General features: G+C 41.1%; 16 protein-coding genes and 1 pseudogene. 6 read left to right on the top strand and 11 right to left on the bottom strand.

The genetic code is table 11. The features are described 5' to 3' along the window. Nucleotides 1-10: 10 nt before the first annotated feature. Entirely contained in the window at nt 11-967 is a 957-nt protein-coding gene (locus WFI24_RS23225) for an aldo/keto reductase (protein ID WP_336764514.1), read from the bottom strand. Nucleotides 968-1,101: 134 nt separating this feature from the next. Then, nucleotides 1,102-1,908 carry a helix-turn-helix transcriptional regulator gene (locus WFI24_RS23220; RefSeq protein ID WP_336764513.1) on the bottom strand — a complete coding sequence of 269 codons (807 nt, stop codon included), beginning with the start codon at nt 1,906-1,908 and terminating at the stop codon, nt 1,102-1,104. 162 nt (nt 1,909-2,070) lie between these two features. Between WFI24_RS23220 and WFI24_RS23215 the strand changes: the two genes are divergently transcribed. The 3 genes from WFI24_RS23215 to WFI24_RS23205 all read left to right on the top strand — a co-directional run bounded on the left by WFI24_RS23215 (nt 2,071) and on the right by WFI24_RS23205 (nt 3,713). After that, entirely contained in the window at nt 2,071-2,511 is a 441-nt protein-coding gene (locus tag WFI24_RS23215) for a hypothetical protein (protein ID WP_336764512.1), read from the top strand. Between the two features lie 306 nt (nt 2,512-2,817). Continuing rightward, the gene (locus tag WFI24_RS23210) at nt 2,818-3,396 is read left to right on the top strand and encodes a hypothetical protein (RefSeq protein WP_336764511.1); all 579 of its coding nucleotides are present in this window, start codon (nt 2,818-2,820) and stop codon (nt 3,394-3,396) included. Nucleotides 3,397-3,479: 83 nt separating this feature from the next. Then, the gene (locus WFI24_RS23205; protein WP_336764510.1) at nt 3,480-3,713 is read left to right on the top strand and encodes a hypothetical protein; all 234 of its coding nucleotides are present in this window, start codon (nt 3,480-3,482) and stop codon (nt 3,711-3,713) included. A 217-nt stretch (nt 3,714-3,930) separates the two neighbouring features. Here WFI24_RS23205 and WFI24_RS34560 read toward each other — a convergent pair whose 3' ends face one another. The 5 genes from WFI24_RS34560 to WFI24_RS23190 all read right to left on the bottom strand — a co-directional run bounded on the left by WFI24_RS34560 (nt 3,931) and on the right by WFI24_RS23190 (nt 8,148). Then, nucleotides 3,931-4,185: a transposase gene (locus tag WFI24_RS34560; protein ID WP_442956252.1), complete on the bottom strand. Its 255-nt coding sequence runs from the start codon at nt 4,183-4,185 to the stop codon at nt 3,931-3,933. Further along, entirely contained in the window at nt 4,149-5,072 is a 924-nt protein-coding gene (locus WFI24_RS23200; protein WP_442956251.1) for a transposase, read from the bottom strand. Before WFI24_RS23200 ends, WFI24_RS34560 begins: the two co-directional genes overlap by 37 nt. Next, on the bottom strand, nt 4,957-5,304 hold the full coding sequence (locus WFI24_RS34555; RefSeq protein ID WP_442956250.1) for a transposase: 348 nt from the start codon (nt 5,302-5,304) through the stop codon (nt 4,957-4,959). Before WFI24_RS34555 ends, WFI24_RS23200 begins: the two co-directional genes overlap by 116 nt. 1,250 nt (nt 5,305-6,554) lie before the next feature. Next, on the bottom strand, nt 6,555-7,418 hold the full coding sequence (locus tag WFI24_RS23195) for a YwqG family protein (RefSeq protein ID WP_336764509.1): 864 nt from the start codon (nt 7,416-7,418) through the stop codon (nt 6,555-6,557). Between the two features lie 82 nt (nt 7,419-7,500). Continuing rightward, nucleotides 7,501-8,148, bottom strand: coding sequence for a hypothetical protein (locus WFI24_RS23190; RefSeq protein WP_336764508.1), 648 nt, complete (start codon nt 8,146-8,148; stop codon nt 7,501-7,503). 531 nt (nt 8,149-8,679) lie between these two features. Here WFI24_RS23190 and WFI24_RS23185 point away from each other — a divergent pair. Then, complete coding sequence (locus tag WFI24_RS23185) at nt 8,680-8,946, top strand: hypothetical protein (protein WP_336764507.1); 267 nt, start codon at nt 8,680-8,682, stop codon at nt 8,944-8,946. A 204-nt stretch (nt 8,947-9,150) separates the two neighbouring features. Further along, nucleotides 9,151-10,563 carry a hypothetical protein gene (locus WFI24_RS23180; RefSeq protein ID WP_336764506.1) on the top strand — a complete coding sequence of 471 codons (1,413 nt, stop codon included), beginning with the start codon at nt 9,151-9,153 and terminating at the stop codon, nt 10,561-10,563. A 46-nt stretch (nt 10,564-10,609) separates the two neighbouring features. Here the strand turns inward: WFI24_RS23180 and WFI24_RS23175 are convergent, their stop codons facing one another. From WFI24_RS23175 to WFI24_RS23165, 3 genes and pseudogenes are all read right to left on the bottom strand, one after another. Next, nucleotides 10,610-11,161, bottom strand: coding sequence for a hypothetical protein (locus WFI24_RS23175; protein ID WP_336764505.1), 552 nt, complete (start codon nt 11,159-11,161; stop codon nt 10,610-10,612). Between the two features lie 437 nt (nt 11,162-11,598). Next, a complete protein-coding gene (locus WFI24_RS23170; RefSeq protein ID WP_336764504.1) occupies nt 11,599-11,751 on the bottom strand; it encodes a hypothetical protein in 153 nt (50 codons plus the stop codon). 324 nt (nt 11,752-12,075) lie between these two features. After that, a pseudogene (locus WFI24_RS23165) lies at nt 12,076-12,816 on the bottom strand (AAA family ATPase). A gap of 476 nt (nt 12,817-13,292) precedes the next feature. Between WFI24_RS23165 and WFI24_RS23160 the strand changes: the two are divergent. Continuing rightward, the gene (locus WFI24_RS23160) at nt 13,293-14,480 is read left to right on the top strand and encodes a M28 family metallopeptidase (RefSeq protein WP_336764503.1); all 1,188 of its coding nucleotides are present in this window, start codon (nt 13,293-13,295) and stop codon (nt 14,478-14,480) included. A gap of 191 nt (nt 14,481-14,671) precedes the next feature. Here WFI24_RS23160 and WFI24_RS23155 read toward each other — a convergent pair whose 3' ends face one another. Then, nucleotides 14,672-15,154, bottom strand: a complete 483-nt coding sequence (locus WFI24_RS23155) for a hypothetical protein (RefSeq protein WP_336764502.1) — start codon at nt 15,152-15,154, stop codon at nt 14,672-14,674. Nucleotides 15,155-15,338: the final 184 nt, after the last annotated feature.

Below are 15,338 nucleotides of genomic sequence, written 5' to 3'. Positions count from 1 at the left end.
TCTTAAGGAACTAGACTTGACCGGGGGATCTCCCACCGGCTGCAATACCTTGGGGTGATATGCGATCAATCTGGTTCATCTCATCATCCGTAAGCGAAACCTGTAGCGCTCCCAAGTTCTCGTGAACTCTTTCCAGGTTGCGAGTTCCCGGGATCGGAACGATATGTTCCCATTTTCCAAGCAACCAAGCCAGAGCAAGTTGAGAGACCGTACATTCTTTTTGCTTAGCCATTTCTTGAATCAGTCCGACAACCTCCAGATTTTTCTGAAAGTTCTCACCTTGAAAACGTGGATAGTGACGACGATAATCATCTTCCGGCAAATCGTCCATAGATCGGATCTGACCTGTCAGGAAGCCACGTCCCAATGGGCTGTATGGAACCAAGCCAATGTTCAATTCATGCAGGACAGGCATGATCTCATCCTCAATCTCACGACTCCACAATGAATATTCCGTCTGCAACGCTGTAATCGGGTGAACAGCATGTGCACGCCGAATGATCTCTACTGGTGCTTCGGACAAACCAATATATCGAATCTTCCCCTGTTGAACCAGATCGGCAAGTGTGCCTACTGTCTCTTCAATGGGTGTATTGGGATCAGGACGATGTTGATAATACAGATCGATATAATCCATCCCCAGGTTGTAAAGACTCGCATCTACTGACTTCTTGATGTAGGCCGGATCTCCCTTGGGGCCCTGCGTGTGTGTTACACCAAATTTGGTAGCAACGATAGCCTCGGATCTTCGACCTTGAAGCGCGCGTCCAAGCAGCTTCTCATTCCCTCCAAATCGCTGTTTTTCATACTCTCCGTACAGATCCGCCGTATCAAACATGGTAACTCCTGCATCCAATGCACCCTGAATGGTATGTACCGATTCGTCATTATCCGGCATCATCATCACACCCAGGCCGAGCCCGGATATTCGTAATTTATCATTTCCCAGTGTTCTTGTTTTGAGCATGTGGCTCCCTCTTTTCATTTGAAATAGCAACGTTATATAGAAACGTTTGAACTTGAGTTCATTCTATTTCACTCCCGAGATTCCAACCACACGCTGTTTATGCTAGTAAAGAAATTACTAGGGTGATCGACCTTTTATACGGCAACAGGAACGTAAATACAACAATGAATGCCTGACTGGCTGTTCAGATTATTCATGGAAAAGATATCGTACGCATGCACAAAACCATCTACCCGATCTGTCGTTTCAAGCAGGACTCGATTGACTTGTTTCATTTCGACTTGGTGCAGGTTCCAGATCGTTTGGAAATCTACACTTTCTTCACTCAACTGTCTCACTATCCTGGAAAATTCGGGGTCATTCGGATACTTGTCATAGTACGTACGGAAAACAGCTACCGAGTGCCGCGCGAATTCCTCCCAATTGTGCATACGCTCCCTAAGCGCTGTATCCAGAAATAAAATCCGCATCATTAGACGCTCATTCACCTTCATCGAGGAAAAGTTGAAGAGTTTCGTATCTGCTGCTTCATTCCAGGCAAGTACTTCAGAACGTTCATTCGTAATAAAGGAAGGATGAGTTAACTGTCCAATAATGCTCTGCCACCCTGACTCCAGTTGAGAATACGAAGCAAGGAATTCATGTTCCGTATTGGGGTCCCATAAGTCAAACAGATGGCTCTTCTCTTCCAGCGTTAACTGAAGCGCGTTCGCTATGCTCTCCATCACTTCCCGCGAAGCCGCCAAATCCCTACCCTGTTCGAGCCACGTGTAGTACGTTGCACTCACACCAGCCAATACGGCCACTTCTTCCCTTCTTAGACCCGGTGTTCTTCGCTGTCCATAAGATCCCGACAACCCGACTTGTTCCGGTTGAATGCGGCTTCTCCGAGATTTCAAAAACTCACCCAATTTTTTGTTGCGACTCATACCTGTGTCCATAGACATCGTTCCTTTTTATAAAATTGCTCAAGCAAGACAGACTCTATCGCCAAATGGAAGTCTCTGAATGGCTTTGATATAATTCATCTATTATTAGTTCTGCAGAATACTAGGTTTACAAGTAGCTTAGCATCGATTGGTACAGAACGAAAGGAGCATAACATGATCCCCAAGGTTGGAGATGTATACTGTGTGTACGCGGAAGAATTACAACAATATGTCGCCTGCCAGGTAACTGGACTGAAACAAACAGAAGGTAAAACTTCCGATACGCTTGCCTCAGTCCTTCAATTGGATTGGACTGGTGATCAACTGCCTAATGAAATACAGCTTCACCAGATGAAGCCACTGATCTGTAATTTCTATTTCTGGAATGATCGAGTTGCCCACAGTTTCGTACATGCTAATGTTCCTCCACAGTATGAGCTCGCAGGCAACATCCCTCCTCTCTACACCGAGGAAACAAATACGTATGGCGGAGGCTGGCCGATTGGAGAAAGCTCTATCGCCAGCGTGAATGGGAAGGTATCGATGCGATCCGAAGAGCACAGTTCAAACAAGCTGCGAATGATGACGAAGAAGTCATGGTTGGCAATCGTGTAATACGGCGCAGTACGAGTACACTCCGCGATTTCAGCCCTGCATCTGCGGAAGATGTAGCCGAACTCGCCAAGCACCTTGTTTGACACATATTGAAGTGGATGGATATACGGAACCGATCTTTTCATTTATAGAGGAGAATCCATTCATCAATGAACTTCATATCATAAATCATGGTCAAACGATGCTGGATATCAGCAAGAGCCACCTGACCAAACTTATTGTAGATGTCAGCGGGTTGAAGGAGTTAATTTTGAACACGAAGATGAAAAGTCTGAATTTCACAGGAGAGCTGTCTCCTGATCTGCGTTGGTTGCTGGCGATGATGCGATTGCTCTATGGAATGAATTATCTGAAAAAGATAAAGAAGCTGTCCGTGATTTTGCTGAAAAGGGTGTTCCTTCAGTTGAAAAATTTGTGCAAGCAGATCTCTCTCAATCTACTCTTCAAAAGAATATTTCCGTTCTTTCTGAAGACCAAAGACTGGCTGTACTGATAAATCTTATCCAAGTTGGCTATAACGAGACAACAAACACCCCTATTTCTACACTTGCAACGGGCTATTCGGCAACGAAAACTTATACAGCAACTAACGTTTTTGGCGGTACTCTATATACATTGACACATAAGATCGCTTGGAACTCAGATGGAAGCTGGGTTGTATCTCCTGCTCTTCGAGAACGATTACTCCCCACAAACACAATTGGTTGGTCATATGAAGGGGCTACAGCTGATGATCAACGTGGCGGCGTAGGATACAATTTTTATGAATCTAACGTGGTTGGAAATTTCAAACTGACTGTTGTGTATGATGTACAAAATATCTACCCAAGAATTTTCCTTAAAGGATGGGCTAACGGGACATTCGACCATTCAGTTAGTGGATAATTTACTAATTATTGTAACATTTTTTACCCCAATAAATATAAAACTGTAAGTGTACTGAAGTTTTGGGCGGAAGGAGGGGCGAAATGAATTTAATTGGTTTCTTATTGCTTGCTGCTGCGCTAGTTCTGTTTTTTTCAAGTAACAACAAGCTAAAACGTTATGTTGCTTATGGTCTTGCAAGCGTTGCAGTAGTGACACTCGTGACAACTGGTCTTTTGATGGAAACAGGATTGAAGTCTAAGGAAGTTCAAGGTTTCGGTGAGAAGGCTACAGTAGTTGAACAAGTCGATACTGGCGAACAACAAAAACTAGCCTAATAAATCAAAAGGCATCTACTTCAGGAAGAGCACTGAAAAAGTCTTGGTTTTGTTGCCTGAAGCAACAAAGCCAAGACTTTTTTGTCATCCATTGCTTGCAGAGAACGGGGCTACCCAACTATCGAGCCACTTTTGGATTTGCCAGCTTCACCATTCGCTTCGCATTTACAGCATGGCGGTCAGGACTGCTTGTATTCGCATGCCAAGAAGGCCTCGGCTATAACTGTGAAATCGCCAGACCGTGATGGTTCTTCTGCTCAATCTTGTACCGCATCCGGTACCGTAGCTTGAAGGATTCAGATTCATGGTACTCCACCGCCTTTTGTTTAAAATCGGGCACGATGGGAACCGAGTATGTCTTGGAATCCGATCCTGGTTTGTAACAGCCTTTTTGAAGCGGACATGCCTTGCATTTATCAACGTCAAAAAAGAATGTCAACCTCTGGCATTCATTCCCATTTTTACGTCCCATTTTCGCTTTGCGAATACTGTGATGCCCTCTCGGGCATTCGACCGACTGCTATCTTTGTGGTAAACAAACTTCTCACGTTGCTCGTCTTGATGCCCGTACAGCATCATTTCATTCAGCCGAATGGTAGGAATTATGTTTTCCTTCGCGAGAAGTTTGAGGTTTGTAAAACTACCATAGGCCTTATCCGCGATTACTTCATCTACTACGAGTCCGGTTTCGGCGGTTTGCTTGATCAGGTCAGGGAATGCTTTAGGATCACTCGCGTTGCCCGGCTCAACTTTCATAGCCGTAATAATGCCATCTTCGGTCATAGCAATGCTTTCTTTGTAGCCGAAAAATGAGGTCGTCGCGCTTGTCCAGCCAAACCGGGCATCAGGATCAATTGCCGACTGTACCCCTTTCCAAGCTAATAATCGTTCATCGCTTACAATCTTCTTCGTTTCTTCCAGACGTGACCTCAACGATCCTTCGGCATCGGGAAGCAGTTGTTCCACGGTATCGCCGAGATCAGCAAGATAAGCAAGTGCCTGTTTTTCCTTATCCCCGGTTTCCCCCTCGAATTCAGGCATTTTGGGCAACTGCTTTAGCAGTTTGCTATTATGCTTTTTGACCGCTCGCTGTAAACGATTGGCGGCATGTTTCAGGACTTGAAGCGGTTTAGAGACTTCATATTTAGAATAGCTATGGGTTGCATCCACGAGGATAGCCGACGATTTCACAAGCCTTTTTTCTACGCATTGTTTAACGACCTCAGTCAGCAGATTTTCAACCTCACCGGCCCCAATTTTGTGAACACGAAAGATAGAAAGCAGCGAAGAGTCGGGCAAAGGATCTTCCGGGTAGCCCAATGAACCATTTGTACGCCAAATTAACTTTGGTTTCTTCAATGACTCTCTCATCGGAGAGGTTGTACAACTTTTGAATGAAGATCAATCGAAACAACATCTCGGGATCTTTCGCACACCTGCCATAAAAGAGGTTATATTGCTCTTGAACAAATTCAAGAATAAATGAAAAGTCGATAAGTTGATGAATCCGAATGAGTAAATGATCTTGGGGAATGAAATTATATAGCTCGCTATGAAAGGAGAGCGTTTGTTGTTTGTTAAGTTCTAACATTATGGTCACCTCAATTAATTATATCATATTGCCGCGGTGAATTAATAAAGCAGGCGGCAAAAAAAGAGACTGATGATTCGCTCATCAGCCTCACTTACATATTCTGTAATCGTTTTTCAGTGCTCTCCCTTCAGGAGATGCCTTTTTTACTGCGCTTATCTTCAGATAATAATGAAATATATGTCATCCAACATGCATTCTCCCTACAAGCACCCATTCCAGAAAATAGAATCTTCTGTTTTAAAATATATAGAGTTTGTTTCTATTGTGCTGTGTCCGGCTCTAACCTCAAATATCTTACTAATGCCCTTGAGCATCTGATAAACCTGATCAATTCACCTAAGATTCGCCGATTCATTTTCTTCCAGCTCCCTGACTTTACGCCATAAATACTGATTAAAGAGCATCAGATCCGCGCAGTGGCTTTCTAGACCTTGTTTTTCCATAAAAGACCATTAGACTTCTATATCCAATCCATCTTCCTGCCTTCAGGCTTCTATGATTGGCATAATTCGATCAGAAAGCCGATTTTATTCTCGGTGAAAGCTCCCAATGCTGTATATTATACAACCTATCTGTGATTCCTTTTTTTACTGTATACCTCAAATGTATTAATATTACGCCATATAATCAGGGAAACGATCTACGAAATCAAAGTCTGAAGTGATACTTTCACGTGTGATATCAATACCGTTATTGAGCACCAGTGATGATGTCAAAACGGTAAAGGAAATTGTAATCATCTAGATTCCGGAAACATTGGATGTTGTTTCGTGCGGGAAATATGGATAATACCGAAGCGGCTTACGGGTTATGAAATCACGGTCCAAGTAGTCTAAATGCAGTCCATTTTGAACGTGGCAGAAGAATTCCCGATGCAGACTGAAATGAAACGGCCAACTTCTCTACATCTAGTATTATTTTTTCAATTAGTAAATCATTGTTAAATGGTATGACCTCGGGTACCCCTACACCTTGGTTATATAAACAATTGGTCCACATCACTTCTTGCAATTGTTCTTGATATGTCTTGTAATTCGTTATTCAAACATAGAAACTACCCTTGTTTGATTGGCAACGGTACATTTCATTAGTTATGTCTTTTTACAGCATAAAAATGAATAGGATATGTTTCATTCAAAAACAGTAAGATTCTTTCATCCATTCGCTTCTCCTCCCCATGTTTCCGCATAAAAAACAGCCGATCGCGTTACACAACTACCTCATATTTTTATTGAGCTTCTATACCCTTACGTACATTGCATTACACAAATTACACGTTCAAAACATAAATTCGCAAGATCATCTTCATGGATCCAGTAATAAATTCTACCAACATCTCCCCACATCATCCCCGTCTTTTCTTCTTCCGAATCAATTTGGAGAAGTAATCGCCACTTTAGTGCAGAATGTATAACTTGATCTCGAATCTCTGGGTTATTGTTTTCAATCCACTTATGCGGTCCATAAGTTAGCTCACAACTAACTTGCATATCTCCCTGAATTGGATCGGGATGGCCCATAAGTCGGTTAATGTACCCTTTTGTACTCCAATATGGTAAAAATAATCTCCAATACTTCTCAAAATCCTCTAAGTTCCCATTCCAGCCGAGCCCTAGGCTCTCTAGATAAGCTGACTCAGAGGCTGGTACTGAAAATTTAGATTCAAATACAATCTCGTTAGGCTTTATTTTTTCTAAGGCAGTTAAACGATCGGGCGTGTCTCTTCGTACTAATTTTTTGAGACGGTCAGAGTCGAAGTAGAACACTCGGCATGTGGAGGGATCATGATAAAATTCCATGTCTTTATGCATAGGTTTAACAGCATAAAAAAAGGATAGGATCCCACTCCTAGGAAGAGACATGTGTTGTGGGCAATCTGCCAAATTAATTTGCGAGATAAAGGTCATATCATATTCTTTCCATTTTGGCCATTCTAGGTCTTCTGGAAGATCTGGATTACCGCCTACCTTACTTCCTCCCAAAGAAATATCAGAACCGGACATAGGCTTCAGGAATAGTTGAGCCGTCGGGAAAATCCAGTTGGCAATAGCATTGCTGTATGCTTTTAGACCCACTTGTTCGAGCTGTTGTATTACTTTTTCTTTGTTCATTATAAGGCCCCCAAAAGGTACTTTATTGTTTGCATGGTTAAATCATCGAAGCAGGGAACATTTCGGACTAAACGTTTTGCATTCATAATACAGTCCCAACAGCTTCGGGCAATATTCTCTCGTATTCTTTATGTAACACATAACGATGGACACCTCTTGAAGTATCAACTGCTTCCCTAGCATGCTGGATGGCCTTTTCGCGGCGACCTGCTTTAATTTCTATTTCCGCGAGTAATGCTGATCTCATCCAACGCTTTTTGATTGACTTAAGACGTTCTCGTGCTTCAGTACTTTTCTCATCCTCCGATAACAAAAGGGTTTCGTAATATGTACGGTAATCCGAAAAGCGGATATGCGGCACAGCTTCCCGAACATCATTCATATTCTTGAGATAAACCCCATAAGCTGCCTTGTACACTGCTTGTGCCTTTTCCTTTTTATGTTTGTTCATAATCTGCTCCATAACCATTCTTGATTCATCCTCGAATCTATTCGCAAGCACATAATTAATATAAAGTTCAGGCGTATTTTTCTGAATAAGTAAAAAGGACTCCACACGATCCATACGCTTTTCAAGAGCTAAAGGATAAAAGTAGTGGATGATAAACGCAATTAGGGCTGCACCCATACCAACCCCTACTGTCAGGATTCTTGAATACCCATTTAAACTCATAAATAGGACAAGCAGGAACACGGCAACATAAAAAGCGACTTCCCATCGAAACTTCATTATTACTCTCCTTTGAACATTGTAATTAACAAGTAAGTCTCTATTATATCAAAATAAATTCTCTTTTTTGTAAAATGTTAGGAATGACGGTTTTTGATAGCCCAGTCGCGTCAGGGGATGAGTCTACTCGTCTTCAGGTACAGACTTGTAAAGAAGTATCTCCACACAAAGAATGATAACAATGTGAGAAAAAAACTTGTTCACATGCACAACACCTATAAGATAAATCCCTTCACAGGTCGACTCTAAAAAAACTCCAATACCCTTAAATGTAGTGGGTCTGCGGAGTTCTTTTATTGTCGTATTCGATTGTCTACAGCGCATTGCTCGTCGTGACGTAGAAGACGTTGGGTCATTCATTGCAGACCTGTAAGGGGTCACATCCGTCTCCTCTATGTACGCTCAAAATTAATATATAGTAATATATCCATACCATAATAGATTTAAGGAGTGGACGTTATAAGAAAAAGTAAGTCTATAAATATATTTATTTTTGTTTGTGTTGTCCTAATCATGGGAGGTTGTTACTTTTTGTCTGATTCACACGAAAATACTCAAGCCATCAACAAGGCTAAAGAAGCAGGAAAAACGCACTTAAAAGAAAAGTACGATCTCAACGTTGAATTTACACGCCAAAAGTTGAATCCCCCCGATCTCGGAACGGACGTTGGGCTTTATGGACATTTAGCAGAAGATAAAGATACAGAAGTGTTCCTCCTCATTAACTATGAGACACTTGAAGTCATCACTGTTGGCGTTCCTGAAGAGATAATTCAAAATAGGAATCTAACGCCTTAATGATACTATTCCCCACCTCTAATGTGCTTTTCATCAGCCTCATGCATGCAGAGTTGGTGCAATGGACTAGCGATTGTATTGGTAAAATTTACTCATTAAACTGTATTCTCATCTTTGTTAAAGTGGATAAGCATTATGAAGACAAAGACGGGAGTTTTAATAGACATGAATGTTCGCACCAAATCCATCATTGGCTTGCTTTGCGTGACAACATTAGCGGGCACGTATTTCAGTTATACGGAACATCAGAATAATCAACAATGGGAGCAACAACAACAGCGAAATACGCAATACTGGTCGCATATGCAATCGATCTACCTGCGCGAATTCGACTATGCGCTTGCGAAGTCCCTTGCGGCACCTACGTTTACAGATCGACAAGCTGCCCTCCAATCTGCGATTGAAAGTGCCAATGTTATCTTGCAATATGTAAGGAGCGCATCTGCTACAATGAACTTTCCAACTTGGTCTTCGTATGAGTGGTTCATCACGGAAGGCAGCCGCTACTTGGCCTATCCCGCGAGCGAGAAGGGAATGTCGCTCAACCCGGATCAATTAGAACAAATTCAGCGTTTGAGAACGTTCGCGAAGACCGCCCTACCGTATCTCAAACAGATGAGAAAGAAAGCTGTTGATTCCTCTTCATCATATATACAACAGATTTCGACCGAAATGGAAGAGGCCTTGTCTCAACTCGACTCGGTCTTCACGTCCGGCAATAAAGCCTTTAACGAGTTCCTGTACAACCAGAATCCTTACATACCTCTGAAGCCAGGAACCGTGTTCGCCGGGGAAACCACGTACAAGGCTACGGAGCTTGCGGCCAAAGCGAAAATTTTCATGGGCGAGGCTTGGAATAAAGGAGTAGGTAAGCAAATCGTCCACATGTCCTCCGGCGGGATCGGCCCCGAGTTCGGAGAAGTCATGGATTTCAAGTTATCGGACACCGATGGGAAACCAACCAGCTCCTATATTGCAACACTAAGTAAAAGCGGACACGTGCTCCAAGTGAGACGCAAGGGCTCGATCTCCGAAAAAGAAGCTGCAGAGCAATCTATGGACTTAAAGCAGGTTATCGCGGTTGCCGACACTTGGATGGTGCGCTGGTCTGACGAACGTCTGACATTGGTAGCGAAAGAGATAAAAGATACCTCCATTTATCTCACGTATATTCCAGTAAGGGAGCAAGTCTCCATTCCGCAGATGAAAGTCGTATGGAAATTTGATCGCCGTTCCGGTGTGTTGAAGAGCTTTGATGCGTCTAAGTATTTTACCCATTACAATAAAACCTTCCCCATTCACCCGAAGCTGACAGCGGAGCAAGCCTCCGCGAAGCTTGGCCCAAAAGTTAACATTTCGGGTAAGCCAAAGCTAGAGCTCCGCAACGACAAGCTCGTATATGCATTTCCCGTCACTAGATCGAAGGCGTTTCTCATGTATACATCAACGCCCGCACAGGCGCTGGCGAAGGCATTAATTACAACTTATAACCACAATAGAAAAGGCAGCCCCGCGAATACCTTCGCTGCGGGCTGCTTTGATTTTTGCGTTCCAATCTTGAGTCACCACTTCTTTTTTTACTTATTTATGTCACCGACAGCCCAACATAGAAAATGAGGATCGGTTACCTTTTTAGAGTATTGAGCTATCGTTTCCCGTTAGCTTAATGCTCTAAAGCAAATGATCGAATCTGTTTAAAACAATTTGAGACAATAATACTCTCATTTATCTCTTGTAATGTTTTAAAAAATTCTTTGGTTTTTGAAATAAGTTCCTTTTCAAAATCTGCCCACTGTATTCTCTCATTAATAATTTTTTCTTTTATTGCATTTATAAATAATTCTCTGTCAGTTTGTAGCGACGATCCCTCATGAATTTCATAATTTAACTCACTAACAATAAGTTCATTTCCTTCTTTAATGAACTCAAGCCAAGTCCAATGGTTTTCATTATATTTTAAAGCGACGTAGTTGTTCTTTGGAAGTTGATAATACACATCGATAAGAAAATCAAAGTGAGTCAGTATTAGCTCAGAATATACGCGTTTTGTCTCTAGTCTCATTTCAGGTAAAGGATAAGGTAGATATTCAATCCCATTTACGATGAGGGTAAAGCAACCGTAAATTTGATTATACTCCTGGTTAAAGGTCTGGAAATCTATCTCTCTAAGTTCATGGATATCATCTTCAAAGATTTCATATTTAATTATAAACATTAGAAATCACTCCGAACTTATTTATATGTACATATATTACCACGGTATAGAGCAATAGAGTAATGTGTTTAAAGTTGAACTTGTTGCGCTAATCTGCCCGTTAGCTTAATGCAACAGATAAAATATTCTAATCGACAGTGATACCATGTTTCTAATCTTTTCAGCAATGGAACTGAGTTCTTGCCTTCAGAAAGTGAATTTGTGCTTTTATCTCGTTACATAAGTTCTGTCATGTTTATATTTAGATAACAATCTAATCCGAAATGACACAATGTTTGTCCCTAGACAATATCTTATTATCTTTTTATCACTGCAACAAAAAACCGTTAATCTTCATCTCCTCTTACCATCAAAATAGAAAAGGGCTAGCATAAATGCTAGACCTAAATTTTAATCAAATATATTTATTTCCCTTAGGGAATAATGTCTTGCTAGGGTTAACCTTTTTGAGAAGCCTTTTCCTTCTTATTTTGAAGGTACTCCTTCATCAGACATTTGTCGAGGTCGTTTTGAGGAGGAACGACAAATGCACCGTTTCCAATGTTCCCGGCCTCTTCAAAAGCCTCAATGTACTTATCTATCTTGTGCATGATGTGCACCTACCTCATTCAAAGTATTTGTTTACCAGTACATGAGCCTGTGGAGTTTCAATCGCAATAGGATGGCCCCCGATAACTACAGCGCCTAAGGTTTCCTGATAATGTTTAAGAAGTTTGGTTTTCACTGTGAACGCAACGACACCATCAAATCCTTATCGAAACTGTATTTACAGGCGATAGCAAAAGTCATACCTTAGTTCGAAATTATATCACATAACTAGAACTATACTGCCCGTGAGCTTAATCTTGACAATAGATCTTTTCCTTTAAAACGACCTCTCTTAAGCTGTAGGTTTCCATGGTATAGTAGTGAATTCAATCTTGACCTTCTTCAAATAACTCTCTGAGCATCCTATCCTTGTTATTCACAAACTCTTTCATAATCATAAAATGGTCGGTTTCTTCCAATACTTGGACCTCGATACCATCCGGCTTTAAATTGTAAATAATCGAATCTGGGTATGCCATAAGGATTGGAGAATGGGTCGCAATAATAAATTGAGAGTTTTGCAAAACAAGTTCATGGATTCGTGTCAGCATCGCCATTTGGCGAAGGGGAGACAATGCTGCCTCAGGCTCATCCAGTATATATAATCCATTCTCCCCGAATCGATGAATGAACGTGGAAAAGAACGACTCTCCGTGCGATTGCTCATGCAAGGACTTGCCACCGTACGAATCTTTAATAGGGCGAATAGGGCGACCCAATGAAGGCTGGCTGTCCAACTCATCGATCGTCGTGGCTAAATTATAATAACTTTCTGCCCGGAAGAAGAAGCCATCCCGCGGGCGTCGCGGTCCTTTGATCAATTGTATATATTCATATAAGCTCGAGTGAGTAGCCTGGGTTGAGAAGGAAAAGTTGATCGTCCCACCCTCCGGGTTAAATCCCCATGCAACAGCAATGGACTCCATCAGTGTTGATTTGCCCATCCCATTTTCACCTACGATATAGGTTACCTTGGGGTGGAAATCAAGAGTATTTAGGCTTCGAATGACTGCCAAATTAAAGGGCTAACGATTATAAGTGGGGACTTCGTGCCTTTTGAGCTGAATTTGTCGTAAATAGGCATGCTGTACATTCAATATAGTTCACTCCCTTAATCGTTATCCTCACCTTTGTTGGCCGATGCTGACTCATGTAGCACCTTTCGTTTACTCCATCAATCAAATCATACCACATACCGAAACTACTCTGCCCGTTAGCTTAACAAGTATCGCCTATCTAATATAGTTCTCCACCGTCCTCCCCATTTCTTAGTTATTCAGTGATTCTTAAGAACTATGATATGTGATACAATATTCCTAATCCTACCAGTGTTAGATGGATATCTTTAATGAAAAGATGAATTACATTTTCTAAATTGTGAGGTGAATTATCAGAGTAACAAGCTAGGTACTAAACATTGCTAGTACATAGAGTATGTTTTTGGGAGGCCGCTCTCAAAAATTAACGGTAATTAAGTATGAATAGAACGTACGGTGTAAGGCTTTTGTAGAACTTGAAGAACGAATTGATTTGAGGAGGAAATATGAAAAATATTTTAAAGGTTCAGGGTATTCTATTGGCTATTCTGCTGGTTATTGCGGTTCCTGGAAATGCATTGGCTTCAGGCTCTTCTTCCATCGCAACAAATGCACAAACATATCTGGAGTATATGGGTGAACACCTTAAAGATAGTTCAGCCTCTCCTACAGATAATTCCATGGGAAATGGTAAAGTTCATGGACAGACAAAACGATGGATTAGGAGCACGCTAAGAGAAATTGGCGTAGACTCTCGATATATTTATGAGCAAAATTTCAACACACAAAAAGACACTACTGGCGTAATTTCTGCGCCGTGGGGACATCATGTATTTTTTAAAGGCTCGAATATTGAAGTCACACTGAAAGGGAAAGATCCTAGCAAACAAATCATTGTTAGTGCCCATTATGACGGATCAGGATATTCGAATAACGCTTCGGGGGTAGCATTAATGCTCGCTCAAATCAAGGAGCTAGTAGACAAGAAATCTCCTCACGCAGTTAAATTGCCGTATACCGTAAAATTTGTTTTTTTTGATATTGAACAATTTAATAAGGGATCAGAGTACTATGCAAAGAAAATGACTGCAGCAGATAAGAAGAATACTCTTTTCATACTCAATATCGATAATATCGCCCGTGGTGATTACCCCAATGTTTATGGAGGCATAACCGATCCAAATAATAACTCTGTTGTACATACGGAAGCATATAAATTAGCGGTTTCCAAAGCCTTAGAATTAGGAATTAATGTATTTGATACAGAGGCGCTAGATGGATATTACAACACACATGGCAAAGGACCCGAAATTAGCGAAAATACGATATATACCAACCCATGGACAAGCTCAAACCCTTCTCCGGGCGTAAAGTATTCTGTACTTTCTCCTTCAAATGGAATAAGTAGAAGTCATATGCTCTTTGTAGAAGCAGGGATACCTTATGCAAGTTTCGAAGCCTCGAACTGGTTTGCAAAAAGCATGGATGGTACTTTATTTGAAGCTGAAAACGATGGATTAATATCTGACGTTATGCGAGATTTCTACATTTCAGGAGGGAAAGAGCATGATACGATGAAAATTCTAGAAGCTTATTTTCCAGGACGTTCATTGGCACATTACGATGTCTACGGCCCCTTGTTGAACAAAATGCTGATGGAGCCAGACATCAAAATACTCCGACCAAGTCAATAAAAGTACTCTACATCAAAAACAGTTACAGGGAGCTATGATTCTGAATTGTTCGGAGCTTAGTTCGCCTGTAACTGTTTTTGTTTGATTTTTCTCGACTCTGAGGTGTAATTTTAGCCGCCAAAAATTGAACGTTTGGTCACAATGTCTACTTTTAAACCTGTATGTAGGCATGCCGTCTTGTCATAAGGCTATTAGAGAAAACTCATAGTCTCATTTCTTATAAGAAACTGAAACCATTCTTCTTTTTCAACATCCGGAACTATTAACTCATAGTTCTTGCCGAAAACAAAATTCAAAAGAAACGTATCTAAATTTTCAAATTCTTGGAACCTCCCCTCATCTTTTATTAGAATTAATGAACCAGAAAACTTGTCTATAAAAAGCGGTTTATACATCACTTGTCCTATCTCAAGCCACCTATTTATAAACTCAGGGAATTCGCTTACCCTAAATTGATTATCAGGTAATTCTTCATAGGTCCAAAAATCAATCGCCCCACAGCGTGCACCATTTGTTTTTTCTAGAAATGAAATGTACTGAGTGAGATGAACAGAATTAAACTCAAACTGAATACCAGAGATCCCCTCATTTAACTCACCAACTATTATCCCATTTGGATCCTCTTTCAAGCTTATCTTTAACCTGCAAATTATATCTTTTAGATTCTTATTCATCTTTGGCTGCACTCCATATGTATATCTCATTAATAGACGTTGAATTTTCTTAATTATATCACGATGGCTTTGATTCATCGTATCATTAGCATTTGTAAATTGGGATAGAACAGGCTTAGCCGATACACTAATCATAATAACCACAAAATTACTATTATGACTCCTTTAGAATACATCTTCACAA

The sequence above is a fragment of the Paenibacillus sp. USHLN196 genome (assembly GCF_037144955.1).
Classification (GTDB): Bacteria; Bacillota; Bacilli; order Paenibacillales; family Paenibacillaceae; genus Paenibacillus; species Paenibacillus xylanexedens_C.
The sequence above is the reverse complement of the archived record's forward strand: the minus strand, read 5'-3'. Positions and strand labels throughout refer to the sequence as shown.